Genomic DNA, 18,874 nt, shown 5'->3' with positions numbered 1-18,874 from the left:
GCCTTCTTACATATGATTCCGATTGCTCCATCGCTTTGCGATTCTCGCAATCGTCCCGCATTCCGCGCTCCCGTGCCGCATTCGCATCACTTCGCGCTCCATGCGGGGCGTGTCTTAAGGTCTTCCGACCGCCGCTATGCCAGCATTGCCGCGCTCTCAGACTGCCTCGCTTTCTTACATATGATTCCGATTGCTCCATCGCTTTGCGATTCTCGCAATCGTCCCGCATTCCGCGCTCCCGTGCCGCATTCGCATCACTTCGCGCTCCATGCGGGGCGTGTCTTAAGGTCTTCCGACCGCCGCTATGCCAGCATTGCAGCGCTCTCAGACTGCCTCGCTTTCTTACATATGATTCCGATTGCTCCATCGCTTCGCGATTCTCGCAATCGCCCCGCATTCCGCGCTCCCGTGCCGCATTCGCATCACTTCGCGCTCCATGCGGGGCGTGTCTTAAGGTCTTCCGACCGCCGCTATGCCAGCATAGCGGCGCTCTCAGACTGCCTCGCTTTCTTACATATGATTCCGATTGCTCCATCGCTTTGCGATTCTCGCAATCGCCCCGCATTCCGCGCTCCCGTGCCGCATTCGCATCACTTCGCGCTCCATGCGGGGCGTGTCTTAAGGTCTTCCGACCGCCGCTATGCCGGCATAGCGGCGCTCTCAGACCTTATACACTGGAATCATATTATACCCGCTCCGGCGTCCGCAGACAAGCCGGTCGTTACCGCCGAGATCCTGGCAGAGCCTCACCTCTGTGAAGCCCGCGCGGAGAAAAAGCTCCTGCACGCACTCGCCCTGATCGTAACCGATCTCGACATAGAGTCTGCCGCCTGCCCGAAGGAAGCGCCCTGCCTCTTCGGTAATCCTTCTGTAAAAATACAGCCCGTCCGCATGCCCATCCAGCGCGATTCGCGGCTCATGCTCCCTCACCTCCGGTGAAAGCGTATCGATGACCGCCGTCGGGATATAAGGCGGATTCGATACAATGATGTCGAAGCACTCTCCGGAAAGCGCCTCGAAGAGGTCGGAGCGGAGCAGGCGCAGGCTCCCCTTCTCCTCCCCCAGCAGCGCCGCCCGGTTCTTCTCGGCAAGCGCCAGCGCCGCTTCTGAAATATCTGCCGCACTCACATCCGGAAATCCCCCGCAGCTTGCGAGGCTCAGTGCGATGCAGCCGCTTCCGGTGCAGAGATCGAGGACGCGAAGCGCGGACTTGTCCACATTTTCATAGTCCTTTATCACCCTTTCCACGAGAAGCTCCGTATCCTGCCGGGGACACAGCACATCCTCATTTACAAGAAAGCGAAGCCCATAGAATATCGTCTCCCCGAGGATCTGCTGGAGCGGCTCCCGCGCCGCCCGCCTCTCGCAGTCCCGCCGGAGCCTACGGAGCTTCCTCCGAAGCTCCTCTTCCGGAAACAGCGCCGAGAGCTCCCTCTGCTCCCACAGAAGGTAGTGCGCGGTATCCAGCCCGAGCGCTCCTTTCAGGAGCTGCCGCGCATCGAAGCGTGCATCCTCCACCCCCGCTGCCCGAAGCATCTCCGTCATTTCCCGCATCAGCTCCCGTACTATCATTACTCCTGCTCCCGCTTCCTCAGATATTCCCTCCAGTCAAATACCGCCTCCGTCGCCGCGATCGCCACCGCAACCTCCTCCGCATCCGGCTCGGTCGTCGTGAGCCCCTGCATCCACATGCCCGGGATAAATAGCAGCTCTGTAAGCAAATTATCGTAGATGCCGACAACGCGGAGAAGCTCATAGCTGATCCCGGCAATCACCGGAATCAGTAAAAGCCTTGAGAGGAGCCGAAGCCAGAGTGTATCGAAGCGGAGCAACATGAAGAGAAGGATGGAAATCATCATCACATATACGAGGAAGCTCGTCCCACAGCGCTTGTGTTCCTTCGAGGATGCCATGACATTCTCCACCGTCAGAGGGAGCCCATGCTCCACACAGTTAATGCACTTGTGCTCTGCACCATGATATTCGAAGGTTCTGCGGATGTCCGGCGCCTTCGAGATCAGTCGGATATAGAGCACGAAAATCAGTACCCGAAGAAGCCCCTCGAGAAGTGCCCGTCCCGACTCCGAAACGATCCAACGCGAGAGAAAATTCACGGCAAGGGTCGGGAGAAGCACGAAGAGCAGCAGCGCAGCGACAAAAGAGAAGGCAATGACGACCGCAGAGAGCACCGCCTCAAGCCGCTCTCCGAAGACCCCGATCAGCCAGCGTTCCAGCCTCGAGGGCTCGGAATCCGCGTCATCCTCAAAAAAGGAGGCGCTGTAGCTGAGGCAGCGCATCCCCAGCACCATGGCATCTGCAAAGGAGAAGATCCCCCGCAGGAAGGGCATCCGCAGGAGGGGATATCGATCCGGGAGCGCACGGTACTTCTCCTTCTTCACTTCGATCTCGCCGTTCGGCTTCCGCACGGCGACGGCATAGTCCTCTCCGTTCTTCATCATAATCCCCTCTATAACTGCCTGTCCGCCGATCCCGCTGTAGCGCTGCCGCCGCTTTTCCCTCGCCATCATTCTGTCCTTTCTTATACTGCCGCAAAGCCCCGCATAATAAATAAATCACGCCATATATTATATAAGCTTACGCGTCACTTCGCTGCACAGGAGCTCATACAATAATAAAGGGGCGGAAGCCAAAGACTCCCACCCCCTTCTTATTCTTCTCTTACCGGATACCGAACTTCTTATTGAACTTATCGATACGTCCCTTCGCGGAGGCCGTCTTCTGCGCGCCGGTATAGAACGAATGGCACTTGGAGCAGACCTCGACGTGAATGTCCTGCTTGGTAGAGCCGGTCACGAAGGTGTTGCCGCAGTTGCAGGTAACAGTTGCCTGATAGTAAGTCGGATGAATTCCCTCTCTCATTTGTTCCCTCTTTCCGCATGGTTTCCAACCATGCTGTCTCATCGACCTCACGGTCACTTGGTTTTCAGCCTTATCACACTATCACAAATGCGGAAGGATTGCAAGTGCTTTCTGCTTCTCAAACGGCACGCCGGAAGCGCCGGATGCCGCGAAGATGCCCCACGCCCTCCGAAAGCTTCTCTGTCCGTTCAGACGTAGAGCCGTACCGACGCATAGACTCTTCCCTTTTTAGTGCGGGAGCCTGTACCAAGGTAGAGAAACTTCCCAAGCCCGCGCGCGGAAACCCTCTGTCCCTCCCGAAGGAGCGTCCCGGCAGAGTCCGCCGTCCTGCCGTCGATCCGCACCAGCTCCGCGCCGATCAACTCCTGTGCCCTGCCGCGCGAGAGATGATAGGCCATCGCGAGCACCGCGTCCAGCCGCTCCGATGCGACAGAGCCGGACAGCTCCCGGAAGCGCTTCCCCAGCCGGCAGTCCGTCAGCGGAACCCGCTCGCAGACTACTGTACTGTGCCTCACCCGCCGAAGCTCTGCCGCGATCAGCTCCGCACGGTCCGCCATCACATAGAGATACGCCTCGTCCTTTGAATCCGGCTCCTCCTCCCTGTGGTTTCCCACCAAAATGTCCCCGATCTGCTCCCGCTCGAGTCCGAGCTGCATCAGGCTGCCGAGATAATCCCTGTGGCCAAGCGGCTCTGCGAAGCGATGATTCCGTGGAAAAACATGGAGCAGAGCGACCACCGTGCTCTCCTGCCGCTCTGCATAGAGAAATTCCTCCTGCGTCAGATACTCCGGCAGGAAAACCAGCACACGACGCTCTGCCTCCTCCCACCCGCCGTAGGAGAAGAAGGGCGCATTCCCCTGTCCGGACATCCCCTCTCGGGAAAGCATATCAGAAGCTCTGGCAAGTTCCGCCTCGGAAAGAAAATTACTGTGCGTCAGATAGGCATTCTGATAAGTGCGGCGGGAAAGATCTCTAAGATGCGCGAGCAAAAAATCCTCTCGTTCCATGTCTACTCCGCCTGCCTCTCCGGAGAAGCAGCATTCTCCTCCGGGAGCTTTGTGAATTCCATCTCCCCCTGCATCCAGACCTCTCCCTTGAAGCGCCGCCCGATCGCCGGAACGCCGATCAGATCCGCCTCGTTGATGCAGACATGGAAGACAGCCTCATTGCAGTTCAGCTGAAGATCCACGACATTCTCATGCGTATAGATATTCTCCTTGACGCGGATACCCGTGATCTCGCCCAGCACCGTATACTGGTCGCACTCCACCCCGGTCGGCATGAAGGAGGACTCCACCAGCGTATACAGATCCTCCGTCTCAATACGGCGGGAAACCTCGGACATCAGATTCATATCCGTCTCCGTCAGCGTCTCGATCGCGTCCTCGTCCCCGTCCCGCGCCGCCTCATGCAGTGCCCGCTGCTCTCTCTGCTGCCGCATCCGGCGCTCCTCATCTCCCTCACGTTTCTCCAGCGGGAAGAGGATCTTCCCCTCCACAGCGAGCCCGGTCAAAAATGCCTGCCGCGGCCGCACCGGAATCCGCATCCGGCGAAGCTCACGAAGCTGCACCGAGTTGCAGAGATAGAAGATCAGGGTGATCCCTGTGCGGAAATCCTCCAGCACGCCGGCATAGGTCTCCCGCTCCGCATGGCGCTCTGCGGCTCCCTCCTCGGTCAGCGTCCCGTCATAGCTCCTCACATAGGGAAAGTAATAGTCGCGCCGGAAGCTGCCGTTTTCATCGCGCTGCCCCACGACCGTGAGTCCCATCGACGGCGCTACCTGAAGCTGATACTGCTCCAGCGTTCTGCCCCTCCCCATGGAGACGATATGCGTGCGGTTCTTCTCGTGAACTGCGCGATCCAGATAAGCATCCACCTCATAATCGTCGCGCAGCCCTGAAAAACCTATTGAACGTAAAAATTTATGCATTCCTCTGCTCCTCGGTAATTCTGACGGAATATTCCCAAGCAGCCCCAATACCGAAGGCCTCGGCGATTCCTGCTGTATAAGTCCCCTGTCAGCGGCACGAGAGCCGCAAAGCAGCAAAGCGGCGCTTGGGAACTTATACTATACACTAAGGCAGGTTTCTTTACAAGTAGCCTCCGAGGCAGGAGGAGGCGAATGCAGGCAGTGCGGACACCCTACAGCGTTCCCCACGGATTCTCGTCCGGATAACGGTCGCCCGCCGGACGATTGTAGCCGATCTCCGCCGCCTCGACGCCGATGAACCTCAGCGTCTCATACAGCGTTCTGCCGTAATGCCCGAACATTACCGCACCGTGATGCGGATAGTTCTTTTCGAGCAGCTCATAGCGGTAGAAGCGTCCCATCTCCCGGATCGCGAAGACGCCGATTGAGCCGAAGGAGCGGGTCGCAAGCGGCAGCACCTCTCCCTCCGCCGCATATGCGCGGAGCCTTGCGTCCGCCGTGGACTGAAGTCTGTAGAAGGTGATCTCACCGGGCTGAATATCGCCCTCCATCGTACCGTCGCACCACTCCGCAGGATGCGTATTCGCCATGATCTTCTGATAACCGATATGCGGCTGCACCAGCCTGCCCGAGCAGGTATTCCCGCAGTGGAAGCCCATAAATACGTCTGTCGGCTTGTAGTCGTAGTTCCCCTTGATCCCCTCCGCATACATATCCGCCGGCACGGAATTGTTGATATCCAGAAGCGTGACGGATTCCTCCGAAATGCAGGTTCCAATATATTCCGAAAGCGCGCCGTAGATATCGACTTCACAGGAAACCGGAATGCCGCGTCCTGTCAGACGACTGTTCACATAGCACGGCACAAAGCGGAACATGTCCTCAAACGCCGGCCAGCACTTCGTGGCAAGCGCCACATATTTACGGGATCCTCTGTTCGCTTCGATCCAGTCCAGAAGCGTCGCCTCATAGGCGGCGAACTTGTCCAACATCTCATGCTGCTTTTCACTTGGCGTCTCGATATGAAGCTCCCGCATCATATCCGCCTTGATCTCCGCGATCTCCCTGTTCTGCCTCTCTACGACTATCGCGTCCAGCCGAAATTCCTCCGGCGCATAATGCTTCCGGTACGCCTCGAAGAGATCCAGCTCCGATTCCTCCTCGATCTCTACATTCAGATTATAGAGCTGCTTGATCGGCGCATTGCATGCCAGGAAGTTCTGCGGTCTCGGACCGAAGGAAATGATTTTCAGCCCGTCCAGCCCGATCCGGACTCTCGCAATCGGCAGGAAATCATGGATATTATCTGCTACCCCCTCCGCATCCCGCACCGGGTTCTCCGGGATCCATGCCCTCGTATTCCGAAGAGCCAGATTGTAGGAGGCGTTCAGCATCCCGCAGTAGGCATCGCCTCTTCCCGCCACGCCAAGCTTGTCCTGCGATTCCTCCGCAGCAGCGCTGAACATCACCGGCCCATCGAAGTGCTTCGCAAGCAGCGTCTCCGCGATCTCCGGCCCGAAGTTTCCCAGATAGACGCAGACCGCATTGCAGCCGTGCGCCTTCACATCCTCGAGCGCATCCGTCATATCGGTCTCGCTCTCGACGATCGTGACCGGGCACTCATAGAGCTCCGCCGCCCTGTATTTCCTCCCATACGCCTCCATAACCGCCCTTCTCCGGTTGACGGCAAGCGGCGCTGGAAAGCAGTCTCGGCTGACTGCGACAAGTCCCACCTTGATCTCCGGAATATTCTTCATTTTTGTTTTCCTCTCTTTTCCTTACTCTACTGTATAAGTCCCCTGTCAAGCGGACGAACGTGAAACAAGCTTGCTTGCACGAGCGTCCGGACATTTGACAGCGCAACAGGTATGAAAGCTCCGAGTCTGCCGGACAGAGCACGACCCGGGCAGACTCAGAGCGTACTTGACCACATCTCGAAGCGATGTGCAAGCATCGCGAATAGCTGTTAGCGATGCGAAAGCTTCGAAGAAACGGAGCAGGCTCCTCAGAGCCTCGGGAAAATGTCCCGAAGCGCCGGATACAGGCTCCTGTAATTCCGATACTTTTCCTCATAGCGGGCAGCGATGAGCGGATCCGGCTCTACCGTGCCTGTCACATGAACCAGCGCCGCAGCAGCGGCACGCACGGAGGGGTATGCGCCGCAGGCAACAGCCGCCAGAATGGCGCCGCCATAGCCCGGTCCCTGCTCAGTCTCCGGAATCGTCAGACGGATATTCAGGATGTTCGCGAGTATCCGCCGCCAGATCGGACTCTTCGCACCGCCGCCGCAGAGCATGCTGGACGACGGGCAGACGCCGAGCTTCTTCGCTGCCTCCAGCGAGTCCCGAAGTCCGAATGCCACACCCTCCAGCACCGCCTGCGTCATGGTCTCCCGCCCCGTATCCATTGTCATGCCGATGAAGCAGCTCCTCGCATCCGGATCATTGTGCGGCGCGCGCTCTCCCATCAGGTACGGAAGGTAATAAACATGATTCCGGCCGAGCCTCTCCTCCGTAATGCCCGCCTGCTCCCCGCTGTACTCCCTCGTCCGGAGGATTTCGTCCATCCACCATTTATTACAGGATGCTGCCGAAAGCATACAGCCCATGAAGTGCCAGCCTCCGTCCGCATGTACAAAAGAATGCAGTGCATTTCCGGAATCGGCACGGAAGCGCTCCGAGGAGAGGAAGATGGTGCCCGAGGTTCCGAGGGAAATATTGCAGCCTCCCTGTCCGACGACGCCGCAGCCGATCGCGGCGGCGGCATTGTCTCCCGCGCCGGCAGCCACACGAACCGTCTCCGGAAGCCCGAGCGCCTCCGCCATCACAGGGCGCAGCGTCCCAATCGCTTCATAGCTTTCATAGAGCCGCGGCAGCTGCTCCGGCGCAACACCGCAGATCCGAAGCATTTCCTCCGACCAGCGCTTATTACAAACATCCAGCAGCAGCATGCCGGACGCATCCGAATAGTCCGTAGCATGCACGCCGGTCAGACAATAGTTGATATAATCCTTCGGAAGCATGATCCTTCTGATCCGCGTGAAATTTTCCGGCTCCTGCTTCCGCATCCAGAGAAGCTTCGGCGCCGTAAAACCGGCAAAGGCGATATTTCCGGTCAGCGCCGCGAGGCGTTCCCGTCCGATCTCCCGATTCAGATACTCGGTTTCTACCTGCGTCCTGCCGTCATTCCAGAGGATTGCCGGACGGATCACCCGATCGCTTTCGTCGAGCACGACCAGCCCGTGCATCTGCCCGCCGCAGCCGATGCCGGCTATATCAGCTCTGTCGATGCCGGAAACCAGCTCCGGGATGCCCGCCCGCACCGCCCGCATCCAGTCCTCCGGATTCTGCTCCGCCCAACCCGGCTTCGGGAAAAAGAGTGGGTACTCCTTCGAAACAATATTGAGAATCGCGCCCTTTTCATCCATCAGAAGAAGCTTCGCCGCAGACGTGCCCAGATCCACTCCGATATAATACATCGCATTTCCCCTCCTCATGATTTACCTGTCTTATGGTTGGATACGACATCGAAGACAACTGCCGCGAGGAGAACAGCCCCCTTGACGACATACTGCCATTGATCGGGAAGCCCGAAAATCGACATTCCCTGATTGATGACACCCAGCAGAACCGCACCGATCATAACGCCGCCGATGTTGCCGGAGCCGCCATATGCGGAAGCGCCGCCGATAAAGCATGAGGCAATGGCATCCATCTCGTAGGAGCTTCCCATATTTCCATCCACAGAACCGATTCTCGCGGAAACCAGAAGTCCGGACAGCGCCGCGAGGAGACTCATCAGAAAGTATGCCCAGAAGTAAATCCGCCTCGGGTCGATACCGGAAAGCTTCGTCGCCTTCTCATTGCCGCCAACCGCATAGAAATAACGTCCAAACACGGTAGAGGAGGTAAGGAATGCGAAAAGAAGTACGACGGCAAGGATCCAGAGCAGCATGACCGGAATCCCCTTGTACTGCATAAGCTTGGAGGAATACCAGATGATAAGCGCATCCAGAACGGCAAGCCGCGCGAGCTCTCCGCCGAGGGAAGCAGCTGCATAGCCCTTCTTGATCCTGCTTCTCCTGCCATTGAGCGTCACGATCGTCAGCAGCGCAGCGACCGCGATTCCGGCGAACAGCGCCGATACGCAGTGCCGCGGGCTGTCCAGCCCCGGAATATTGATATAGGAGGAAAAAATATTCAGATAGCTCTGGTTCTGAATATTGACCGTTCTGGAATCCAGTACCGCACGTCCCAGTCCCCGAAAGAGGAACATTCCCGCCAGCGTACAGATAAAGGGCGGCACATGAACATAGCCGATCAGATACCCCTGCGCCAGCCCGATCACCGCGCCGATCAGAAGCGAAACGGCAATCGCAAAAAGAGCGTTCACACCGGAGCCCATCAGCTTCGCCGCCGCCGCGCCGGCAAAGCAGAGCGTAGAGCCGACTGACAGATCCACATTGCCTCCCGTAAGGATACAGAGAAGCATGCCGGATGCCATGACCAGCACATAGGCATTTTGGAGGAGCAGATTGGAAATGTTCTGCGCCTGCAGCAGCCTGCCTCCGGTCAGCGCCGTAAAGAAGAGGAATACGATCACCAAAGCGATAATCATCGTATATTTTTTTATGATTGCAGATGCCTTCATAGTCCCGTGAACCCTTTCTTAAAATCAAGCCGCTCAGACAGAGGGCTTCAGAATCGTACTCATGATCTTCTCCTGCGTCGCCTCCTCCGCCTGGAACTCCGCCGCCATCATGCCCTCATTCATGACATAAATACGGTCGCACATCCCCAGCAGTTCCGGAAGCTCGGAAGAAATCATCACAACCGCCTTTCCGCTCTTCACCATATCGTTGATGATGCAGTAGATCTCATATTTCGCGCCGACATCGATCCCCCGGGTCGGCTCGTCCAGAATCAGGATATCCGGATCGGCGAACAGCCACTTGGACAGGAGTACCTTCTGCTGGTTCCCGCCGGAGAGATTTCCGACCAACTGCTGCTCGCTCGGCGCCTTGGTATTCATTGCTTCCATATACTCCCTGGCATAGCGGTTTTCGCGCGACGCATCGACAATCCCATGCCGGTCGGCAACCTTGGACAGCTTCGCCATCGTCGTGTTTCTGGCGATGGTATCGGAAAGGATCAGTCCGTTCGTCTTCCGATCCTCCGTAACATAGGCGAGCCCATGCCGGATCGCATCCTGCTCATTTTTCAGATGAACCTCTCTGCCATGAATAAACTCCTGCCCGGAGATATGGCTGCCGTAGCTCCTCCCGAACAAGGACATCGCGAGCTCCGTCCTCCCCGCGCCCTGCAATCCGGAAAAGCCGACGACCTCTCCTCTGTTGACATGGAAGCTGATATCCCTGACCATGCATTTCTCGGTATAAACCGGATGATAGACCGTCCAGTTTCTGCATTCGAAAAGCATCTCGCCGCCGGCATTATGCTCCCGGGCAGGATAACGATTGCTCAGCTCCCGCCCGACCATCCCCCGTATGATCCTCTCCTCGTCGATATTGTGCTCCGGATTTCCCATGGTTTCGATCGTCGAGCCGTCGCGGAGCACCGTAATGTGATCGGCACAGTAGGCAACCTCATTCAGCTTGTGGGTAATAATAATGGAGCTCAGCCCCTGCTTCCTGAACTCCAGAAGCATATCCAGAAGCATCTGCGAATCCTCCTCATTCAAGGAGGAGGTCGGCTCATCAAGAATGAGCAGCTTCACGTTCTTGGAAAGCGCCTTGGCGATCTCTACCAGCTGCTGCTTGCCGGTTCCGATGTCCTTAATCAGAACGTCAGACCTTTCCTTCAGGCCTACCCTCCGCATTTCCGCCTGCGCCCTGCTATAGGTCTCTCCCCAATCAATCCTTCCGAAGCTGTTTTTCCGCTCATTTCCCAGAAACATGTTCTCAGCGATCGTCAGCTCCGGGATCAGCGCCAGCTCCTGATGAATGATGACGATTCCCAGCTTTTCCGAATCATGGATATTATGGAAGCTGCATACCTTGCCGTTATACAGAATCTCTCCCGAATATTCGCCGTGCGGAATCGTACCGGACAGGACATTCATCAGCGTAGATTTCCCTGCACCGTTCTCCCCGACCAGTGCGTGGATCTCCCCCCTCTCCACCTGGAGATTGACATGATTCAGCGCTCTGACTCCGGGATATTCCTTGGTGATATTTTTCATTTCGAGAATATAATCAGACAACCTCGCACCTCACCTTATCTGAAAATATGCGGCGGAGCCCTCCCCGCCGCATATCGGTTTTCCGCACAGCACCGTCAGGCAAGCGCCTTCGGGTATGCTCCATCCATTCTGTAGTAGCCCGTATCGATCAGTTCCTTCTGGATATTGTCCTTCGTGACGGCAACCGGCGTCAGAAGATAGGAAGGAATGACCGCCCTGCCATTGTCATAGGATGTCGTATCATAAGCGCAGTCGAAGCTCCAGTTGGAATCTACAATCAGCTTCTCGTCCGGCTTCTCGCCCTTCAGGATCGCCTCACCGAGATCCAATGTCGCGACCGCCTCATTCGCAACCGCCTTATACACGCTCATCGTCTGCTTTCCGTCCACGATATTTGCCAGATTTGCTTCGTCACAATCCTGTCCGGTGATCAGCGGCCTGCCGTCCCCCGCATAGTCTGACTCGATCGCCTGTGTGACGCCCAGCGCTGTGGAATCATTGGAGCAGAGCGCGATGTCGAGCTTTGTCCCATCAGAATAGTTGGAGCCAAGAATATTCTGCATCCGCGTCATCGCCGTAGCAGTGTCCCACTGCTTGGTTCCGCACTGCTCGAAGGTATCCTGCCCCGACGGAATGCGGATCGTTCCCTTCTCAATATACGGCTTCAGGAGATCCATCGCGCCGTTGAAGAAGAAGGTCGCATTGTTATCCGCCGGATCTCCCGCCGTGACCTCCATGTTGAAGGTACTGCTTCCTGCTTCATCAAGCTTCAGCGAGTCAATGATGAACTGTCCCTGCAGCTGTCCGACCTTGTAGTTGTCGAAGGATACATAATAGCTGATCGCATCTGTGTTTCTGATCAGCCGGTCATAGGCGATCACCGGAATGTTCGCGTCCTTCGCATCGCCGAGAACCTGAGAGAGCGACTCTCCGTCGATCGCCGCTACGACGAGAAGATCCACCTCATCCGCGATCAGCCCCTCGAGATCCTTCACCTGCTGATCCACCTTATTATCGGCGTAGGTCGTCTCCGTCTTGAAGCCCTTCTCCTGAAACTGCTTCTCCAGATAGGAGCCGTCGCGGTTCCATCTCTCCAGAGACTTGGTCGGCATGGAGATCCCGACCTTCTTCCCGTCGGATTTTGTCTCTGCAGCGGACGATGCCTCCGATGCCGGGGCTGCCGAAGAGGGTGCTGCCGCGGAGCCGCCTCCGCATGCCGAAAGCGCTGCCGCCAGTGTCCCCGCCAATACTCCTGCCAATAAGCTCTTGCGTTTCATGTCGTATCCTCCTTTTCACATGACGCTTTTTAATGTTCCTTTATTAAGTAACTTTATAATGCTTCTTTTGTTCTATTTTGTCAATAATTTGCAAATATATTTTTCATCTTTGTAGCACTCGCACATATTTTATTTCGAAATTTAGGCAGAATTTCAGTTCATGTGTTGCCATTACACTGCAAAAAAAGCGTACGAAGAAACGCTTTTCGCAGCTTCCTCGTACGCTCCTGCAATGGACAGCACCCTGCTCCTCCGCGGCAGAGCATTGTTTACAGAGAATGAATGTACTGCCGGATGAAATGTCCGGCGGCGCCGATCATCCCGGCATAATGCGGACATTCGGTGATATGCAGATAGGTCTCGCAGTCCTCACTCTGATCCAGCCGTTTCAGCTTCTCCCTCAGAACATCGAGATACGGCGGCAGAAACTCCGTCAGCATCCCGCCCAGAACTACCTCCGTGTCAAACGCCATGTGCAGGTTGTGAATGGCAAGTGCCAGATAGTATAAGATATCCTCCCAGACCTCCGCGAAAGCAGGACGGCGCTCCCTTTCCAGAATCGAGAAAAATTCCTCGAGAGAGACGGCAAAATCCGTGCTGATCCGCTTCGTGCTGAGATACGCCTCCGCGCATCCGTTCCTGCCACAGCTGCACGGCTTCCCGTTCGGCACGAGGATCATGTGTCCGAACTCGCCGCAGCGGTTATGCTCTCCCCTCATCTCGCGTCCGTTGACGACGACCGCTCCGCCGACGCCGTTTTCCAGGAAAAGATAGGTGAAATTCCGAAGCGCCGTCCGATTTTCCGCCGCGGTGATCTCCACCTGCGCCGCCGCACTCCCATCATTTTCGATAAAAACAGGCAGCTCGAAACGGCTCTTGAAGCCGCCGAGATCCACATTCTGCATATTGAGCGTCGGAGACTGGACGATGTATCGCTCGTCCTCTGAAATAATCCCGGGAAATGTCACTCCCAGTCCCAGAAGCCGCTCCTGCGGAATCCCATATTTTTCTGTCAGGGCATAAATACGCATCTGCAGCATTTCCGCGATGCGGTTCAGATCCAGTTCCGAAATCCGCACGATATCGGAAGCTGTTTCCTTCCCTTTCAGATCCAGAATCACGATCCGGATATGGTTGGCAGATACTGCCGCCCCGATCGAATACTTCGACTTTGCGTCTACATAGTAGCCGATCGGCGGACGCCCGCCGGTCGACTTCTGCAGCTCGCCCTCCGAAACAACTCCCGCCTCCAGAAGCTCTGCGAGATTGGGCTGCACGGCAGGCTGGGATATCCCGACCCCCTCTGCGATCTGCGGCTTCGTCACCGGCTCCGCCGAGCTGTAAATGAACCGGTAGATCCGATTGCGCGTCTTCCGCCTGCGCTCGGTCGCAGGCACTGTCAGCTTCTCCATCCTGTCCTTCCTGCGGTCAGTCCGCGATATCCTCCCGGATATCTATATTTTCTCCATACAGCCCTGTGAGCGCGCCGCGCTTCGCCTCCCCGGACTCCGGGTGCGCGAGGAGCCACTTGTTGACCGCCGTGAGATAGCCATCCTCCTTCGAGCTTCCCGCCCGCTCCGTCATCGCGGCATTGGTTCCTCTCGGAAGGATAACCGCCACGCGGAAGCCTCTCGACCGCTGCGCCTGACAGGGCGCGTAATGCAGGGTCGTGGCATAGAGCTCCACCAGCGTCCCTGCCGGAACCAGAAATGCCTTCACTCTGGCACTGTCAAGCCGATAATCCGCATCTACCTCTTCCTGCTTCGCCAGCAGGAGCACGATATCCCCGGAGGGAAGGTTAAATTCGCTGCTTCTGTGATATTCCAGACAGTTCAATCTCGTATTGCGTCCGTTGCACCAGCCAAACTGCGCCGCAGCTCCGCCGAACAGAGACAGTGCCAGTCTCTTCGATGTCGGAAGCCCCTGCAGCGCCGGCTCCTCCGGCACATATTCCGTCCTGTCCTCAGGGCACGGCGTATGGGCATCGAGCGCCTCCAGCAGCTCCCTCACATCATAGTCCGCAAGGACTCTTCCATAAGCGCGAAACGCCGGATCATTTACATGATAAATCTTCACCGTTCTTTCCTCCATCCCGTTACCGTATCCGTCATAAAGATCTGCATAGCTTATTGCTTAAACAATACCGCAGAACGCGAAAAATGGAAAGCACTTTCTTTAGTTCATTTCAAAAGTCTGCCGTGCGGACAGCTATTTAAAAGCGCGCGGCCGTTTCCGACCGCGCGCTGATTTCCCGAATTCCAAACGATATTTCAAGCTATATTTCCTTATACCAAGCCCTGCGCTATCATCGCGTTGGAAACCTTCTCGAAGCCGGCGATGTTCGCACCCACGACGAAGTTCCCCTCATAGCCGTACCTTGCAGCGGTTTCGGAAACGTTTCTGTAAATATTCACCATGATCTCCCGAAGCTTGCCGTCCACCTCCTCGAAGCTCCAGGAAAGCCGCTCGGAATTCTGCGACATCTCCAGCGCGGATACCGCCACGCCGCCGGCATTCGCAGCCTTTCCCGGCATATACAGAATCTTCGCGGCGAGAAAGGCATCTACCGCCGCCGCGTCAGATGGCATATTGGCGCCCTCTGCCACACACCAGCAGCCATTTTTGATCAGCTGTCCCGCCTGCGTACCGTTGATCTCATTCTGGGTCGCGCAGGGAAGTGCGATGTCGCAGCGAATCCCCCACGGTCTCTCTCCCTCGACATACTTCGCCGTAGGAACCGCCTCGAGATATTCCCGGATCCTGCCGCGGCGAACCTGCTTGATCTCCTTCACGATGTCCAGCCGGATCCCGTCCGGATCATAGATATACCCGTCAGAATCGGAAAGCGTCACGACCTTCGCACCGAGCTGCTGCGCCTTCTCCGTCGCATACTGCGCCACATTGCCGGAGCCGGAGATCACGACCGTCTTGCCCGCGAGCTCCCTGCCCGCGGTGCGAACCATTTCATCCACGATATAGATCAGGCCATAGCCGGTCGCCTCCGGGCGCGCGAGTGAGCCGCCGAAGCTCAGCCCCTTGCCGGTGAGCACGCCCTCATAGAGATTGGTAATCCGCTTGTACTGTCCATACATATAGGCGACCTCACGTCCTCCCACGCCGATATCGCCCGCCGGCACATCGACATCCTTGCCGATGTACTTATACAGCTCCGTCATGAAGCTCTGACAAAAGCGCATCACCTCCGCATCCGACTTTCCGTGCGGGTCGAAATCCGCGCCGCCCTTGCCGCCGCCGATCGGCAGACCGGTCAGTGAATTTTTCAGGATCTGCTCCATGCCGAGAAACTTCAGGATAGACTGGGTCACAGACGGATGAAAGCGAAGCCCGCCCTTATACGGTCCGATCGCAGAGTTAAACTGCACCCTGTACCCGAGGTTGATGTGGTTCACGCCCTTATCATCCGTCCACGGAACCCGGAAGGTAATGATCCGCTCCGGCTCCACGAACCGCTCCAGCAGCGCGTTCCTGCGGTACAGCTCTTCATTGGCATCTACGATCGGCTGCAGGGATTCGAGAATTCTCTTGACAGCCTCCAGAAACTCCGCTTCATTCGCATGCTTTCTTTCCAGCTCGGCATATACTTCGCTTACATAGGACATGGTATTCTCCTCCTCTTTCGGAATGTCATTCCCTCCATGCTTCGGACCGCTTCCTCATCTCGCGCTTCCCGAAACGCTTCTATGAACTTAAATAATATAACACAGGAATATTATAACCCGCAACAAAAAATCGCTCACATAGCTTTTTTCTATGTGAACGAAGGAAAACAGCCGAACGCGAGGCAAGCTTGCCTCCCGTTCGGCCGCTTGACAGGGGACTTATACCGTATAATCCCGAAGGCCGGACATGATTTCTACCGGTGTCAGCTCATTCTGCTGATACTTCTTCCCGTAGAACGCCATCCTGTACATCTCCTTCAGATCCGATACCAGCGGATAGCGCGGATTTGCACCGGTACACTGGTCGTCAAACGCCTGCAGCGCCATCTCGTCCAGCGTCTTCAGGAAGTCTTCCTCAGAGACATTGTAGTCCGCGATGGTCTCCTTCACGCCGACTGTCCTCTTGAGCTCCGCGATCTTGTCGCAGAACTTCTCGACTGCCTTCTGATCGTCCTTCTCGGCAATGCCGCAGAAGCGCGCACAGTCTGCATAACGGGCAAGCGTATGCGGATACTCATACTGCGGGAAGGTTCCCATCTTCGGCGGCTTCTCGCAGGAATTGTAGCGGATAACCTCATTGAGCAGCAGCGCGTTTGCCAGACCGTGCGGAATGTGGTGGAAGGCTCCGAGCTTGTGTGCCATGGAATGACAGATCCCGAGAAAAGCATTGGCAAAGGCCATACCCGCCATACAGGACGCGTTCGCCATCTCGTCACGTGCCTTGATATTGCTCGGCTCATTGTACGCCGTCGGCAGATAGTCGAAGACCCTCTTCATTGCCTGCAGCGCAAGTCCGTCCGTATACGGCGTCGCCATCATGGAGGCATAGGCCTCGAGCGCGTGTACCAGCACATCAACACCGGATGCCGCCGTCAGTCCCCTTGGCTGCGACATCATATTATCGGTATCTACGATCGCAATGTTCGGCAGCAGCTCGTAGTCCGTGATCGGATACTTCGTATTGGTTTCCTGATCTGTGATGACAGCGAACGGCGTCACCTCAGATCCGGTACCGGAGGAGGTCGGCACAGCGATAAACAACGCCTTCTCTCCCATCTTCGGGAACTGATAAACCTTCTTTCGGATATCGATATAGCGCATCGCCATATCCTCGAACTTCACATCCGGATGCTCGTACAGCACCCACATGATCTTGCCGGCATCCATTGCCGAGCCTCCGCCGAAGGCGAGGATGCAGTCCGGCTGAAAGGCAGCCATCGCAGCGGCTCCCTCCTGCGCATTGGCAAGCGTCGGATCCGGCTGCACATGAGAGAATACCGTATAATCGATTCCCATCTCATGCAGGCGATCCGTAATCGGCTTCGTATAGCCCGCGGAGGCGAGGAAGGAGTCTGTCACGATGAAGCACTTCTTCTTGCCGTAAACCTCCTTAAGCTCCTGCAGCGCCACCGGCATGCAGCCCTTCTTGAAATACACCTTCTGCGGTGTTCTGAACCAGAGCATATTCTCTCTCCTCTCCGCAACCGTCTTGTAGTTCAAAAGATGCTTCACGCCTACATTCTCGGAAACAGAGTTTCCGCCGTAGGAACCGCAGCCAAGCGTCAGAGACGGCGTCAGCCGGAAATTGTAAAGATCTCCGATCCCGCCCTGCGAAGACGGCTGATTGATCAGAATACGGCAGGCATGCATCACATGGGCATGCTTCCGAATCTTTTCCTGCTCTCTCACATCAATGAAGAGCGATGCGGTATGTCCGGGCCCGCCATCCATCAGCAGCACCTCTGCATGCGCGACTGCCTCGTCGAAGTCCTTCGCCTTATACATCGCAAGCACCGGGGAAAGCTTCTCATGCGCAAAGGGCTCCGCCTTTGTGTAGTCCGTCACCTCGCCGATGATGACCTTCTTATCATGCGGGATCGAAACGCCCGCCATCTCCGCGATCTTCCATGCCGGCTGTCCGACGATCTTCGCATTGAGGGAGCCGTTGATCAGAATGGTCTTCCGCACCTTCTCGATCTCATCCTTCTTCAGGAAATAGGCACCGCGGTACTCAAACTCCTTCTTCACCTTCTCATAGATCCCGGCGAGCACGGTGACAGACTGCTCGGAGGCGCAGATCATCCCATTGTCAAAGGTCTTCGAGTGCAGAATAGAGGAAACTGCCTCCTGAATGTTCGCCGTATCATCGATGATACACGGATTATTGCCCGCGCCGACACCAAGCGCCGGCGTGCCGGAGGAATAGGCAGCATTCACCATGCCCGGACCGCCGGTCGCGAGAATGCAGTCCGCGTCATGCATGATCTCCGTCGTCATCTCGAGAGACGGCTCGTCGATCCAGCCTATGATATTCTCCGGCGCGCCTGCCTTGACCGCTGCCTCGAGAACAATGCGGGCTGCCTCGATCGTACACTTCTTCGCGCGCGGGTGCGGGCTGATAATGATGCCGTTTCGGGTCTTCAGGCAGACGAGCGTCTTGAAGATCGCGGTAGAGGTCGGATTCGTCGTCGGGATCACTGCCGCCACAAGTCCGAGGGGCTCCGCCACGGTCTTCGTACCGAATGCCGGATCCTCTGCGATCACACCGCAGGTCTTTCTGTACTTATATTTATTGTAGATATACTCTGCCGCATAGTTGTTCTTGATGACCTTGTCCTCGACAAGCCCCATCCCGGTCTCCTCTACTGCGAGCTGTGCCAGAGGGATTCTCTGCAGATTTGCCGCCGTTGCCGCAGCGTTAAAGATCGCGTCTACCTGTTCCTGCGTATAGGTCGCAAACCTTGCCTGCGCTTCCCTCACCTGCCTGATCTTCTCCGCAAGCGTATCCATGTCTTTCACGATAATCGTTTCCATCTTCTCTGCTCCTTCTCTCAGCCCGGACGCCGGTTCCACGGCTTTAGCTTCCTCAAAAAGCATTGACAAAGGATAAACTATCAGTTAGGGTG

14 protein-coding genes are annotated in these 18,874 nt (G+C 56.6%); all 14 read right to left on the bottom strand.

The window, feature by feature from the left end; all coding sequences use genetic code 11:
- Nucleotides 1-660: 660 nt before the first annotated feature.
- On the bottom strand, nt 661-1,572 hold the full coding sequence (prmC, locus tag HW273_RS02280) for a peptide chain release factor N(5)-glutamine methyltransferase (protein WP_179010247.1): 912 nt from the start codon (nt 1,570-1,572) through the stop codon (nt 661-663).
- A complete protein-coding gene (locus tag HW273_RS02275; protein ID WP_179010246.1) occupies nt 1,572-2,525 on the bottom strand; it encodes a DUF1385 domain-containing protein in 954 nt (317 codons plus the stop codon). Before HW273_RS02275 ends, prmC begins: the two co-directional genes overlap by 1 nt.
- Nucleotides 2,526-2,679: 154 nt before the next feature.
- Nucleotides 2,680-2,880, bottom strand: a complete 201-nt coding sequence (gene rpmE, locus HW273_RS02270) for a 50S ribosomal protein L31 (RefSeq protein WP_179010245.1) — start codon at nt 2,878-2,880, stop codon at nt 2,680-2,682.
- Nucleotides 2,881-3,068: 188 nt separating this feature from the next.
- Nucleotides 3,069-3,887, bottom strand: a complete 819-nt coding sequence (locus HW273_RS02265) for a YlmH/Sll1252 family protein (protein ID WP_179010244.1) — start codon at nt 3,885-3,887, stop codon at nt 3,069-3,071.
- A 2-nt stretch (nt 3,888-3,889) separates the two neighbouring features.
- The gene (locus HW273_RS02260) at nt 3,890-4,810 is read right to left on the bottom strand and encodes a DUF3881 family protein (protein ID WP_179010243.1); all 921 of its coding nucleotides are present in this window, start codon (nt 4,808-4,810) and stop codon (nt 3,890-3,892) included.
- A 212-nt stretch (nt 4,811-5,022) separates the two neighbouring features.
- The gene (locus HW273_RS02255) at nt 5,023-6,567 is read right to left on the bottom strand and encodes an L-fucose/L-arabinose isomerase family protein (RefSeq protein WP_179010242.1); all 1,545 of its coding nucleotides are present in this window, start codon (nt 6,565-6,567) and stop codon (nt 5,023-5,025) included.
- 248 nt (nt 6,568-6,815) lie between these two features.
- Complete coding sequence (gene xylB, locus HW273_RS02250) at nt 6,816-8,288, bottom strand: xylulokinase (protein ID WP_179010241.1); 1,473 nt, start codon at nt 8,286-8,288, stop codon at nt 6,816-6,818.
- A 14-nt stretch (nt 8,289-8,302) separates the two neighbouring features.
- Nucleotides 8,303-9,460 (bottom strand): sugar ABC transporter permease, encoded by a 1,158-nt coding sequence (locus tag HW273_RS02245; RefSeq protein ID WP_179010240.1) that lies wholly within the window; start codon nt 9,458-9,460, stop codon nt 8,303-8,305.
- A gap of 33 nt (nt 9,461-9,493) precedes the next feature.
- Nucleotides 9,494-11,032 (bottom strand): sugar ABC transporter ATP-binding protein, encoded by a 1,539-nt coding sequence (locus tag HW273_RS02240; RefSeq protein ID WP_179010239.1) that lies wholly within the window; start codon nt 11,030-11,032, stop codon nt 9,494-9,496.
- Nucleotides 11,033-11,106: 74 nt separating this feature from the next.
- A complete protein-coding gene (locus HW273_RS02235) occupies nt 11,107-12,288 on the bottom strand; it encodes a substrate-binding domain-containing protein (protein WP_179010238.1) in 1,182 nt (393 codons plus the stop codon).
- 269 nt (nt 12,289-12,557) lie between these two features.
- Nucleotides 12,558-13,700, bottom strand: coding sequence for an ROK family transcriptional regulator (locus HW273_RS02230; RefSeq protein WP_179010237.1), 1,143 nt, complete (start codon nt 13,698-13,700; stop codon nt 12,558-12,560).
- A gap of 16 nt (nt 13,701-13,716) precedes the next feature.
- On the bottom strand, nt 13,717-14,364 hold the full coding sequence (locus tag HW273_RS02225; protein WP_179010236.1) for a DUF4867 family protein: 648 nt from the start codon (nt 14,362-14,364) through the stop codon (nt 13,717-13,719).
- 209 nt (nt 14,365-14,573) lie between these two features.
- Nucleotides 14,574-15,908 (bottom strand): NADP-specific glutamate dehydrogenase, encoded by a 1,335-nt coding sequence (gdhA, locus tag HW273_RS02220; RefSeq protein ID WP_179010235.1) that lies wholly within the window; start codon nt 15,906-15,908, stop codon nt 14,574-14,576.
- A gap of 219 nt (nt 15,909-16,127) precedes the next feature.
- The gene (gene adhE / locus HW273_RS02215) at nt 16,128-18,782 is read right to left on the bottom strand and encodes a bifunctional acetaldehyde-CoA/alcohol dehydrogenase (RefSeq protein ID WP_243206721.1); all 2,655 of its coding nucleotides are present in this window, start codon (nt 18,780-18,782) and stop codon (nt 16,128-16,130) included.
- Between the last annotated feature and the right edge of the window lie 92 nt (nt 18,783-18,874).

The organism is Oribacterium sp. oral taxon 102 (assembly GCF_013394775.1).
Classification (GTDB): domain Bacteria; phylum Bacillota; class Clostridia; order Lachnospirales; family Lachnospiraceae; genus Oribacterium.
This window is presented reverse-complemented; position numbering and strand designations above follow the sequence as displayed.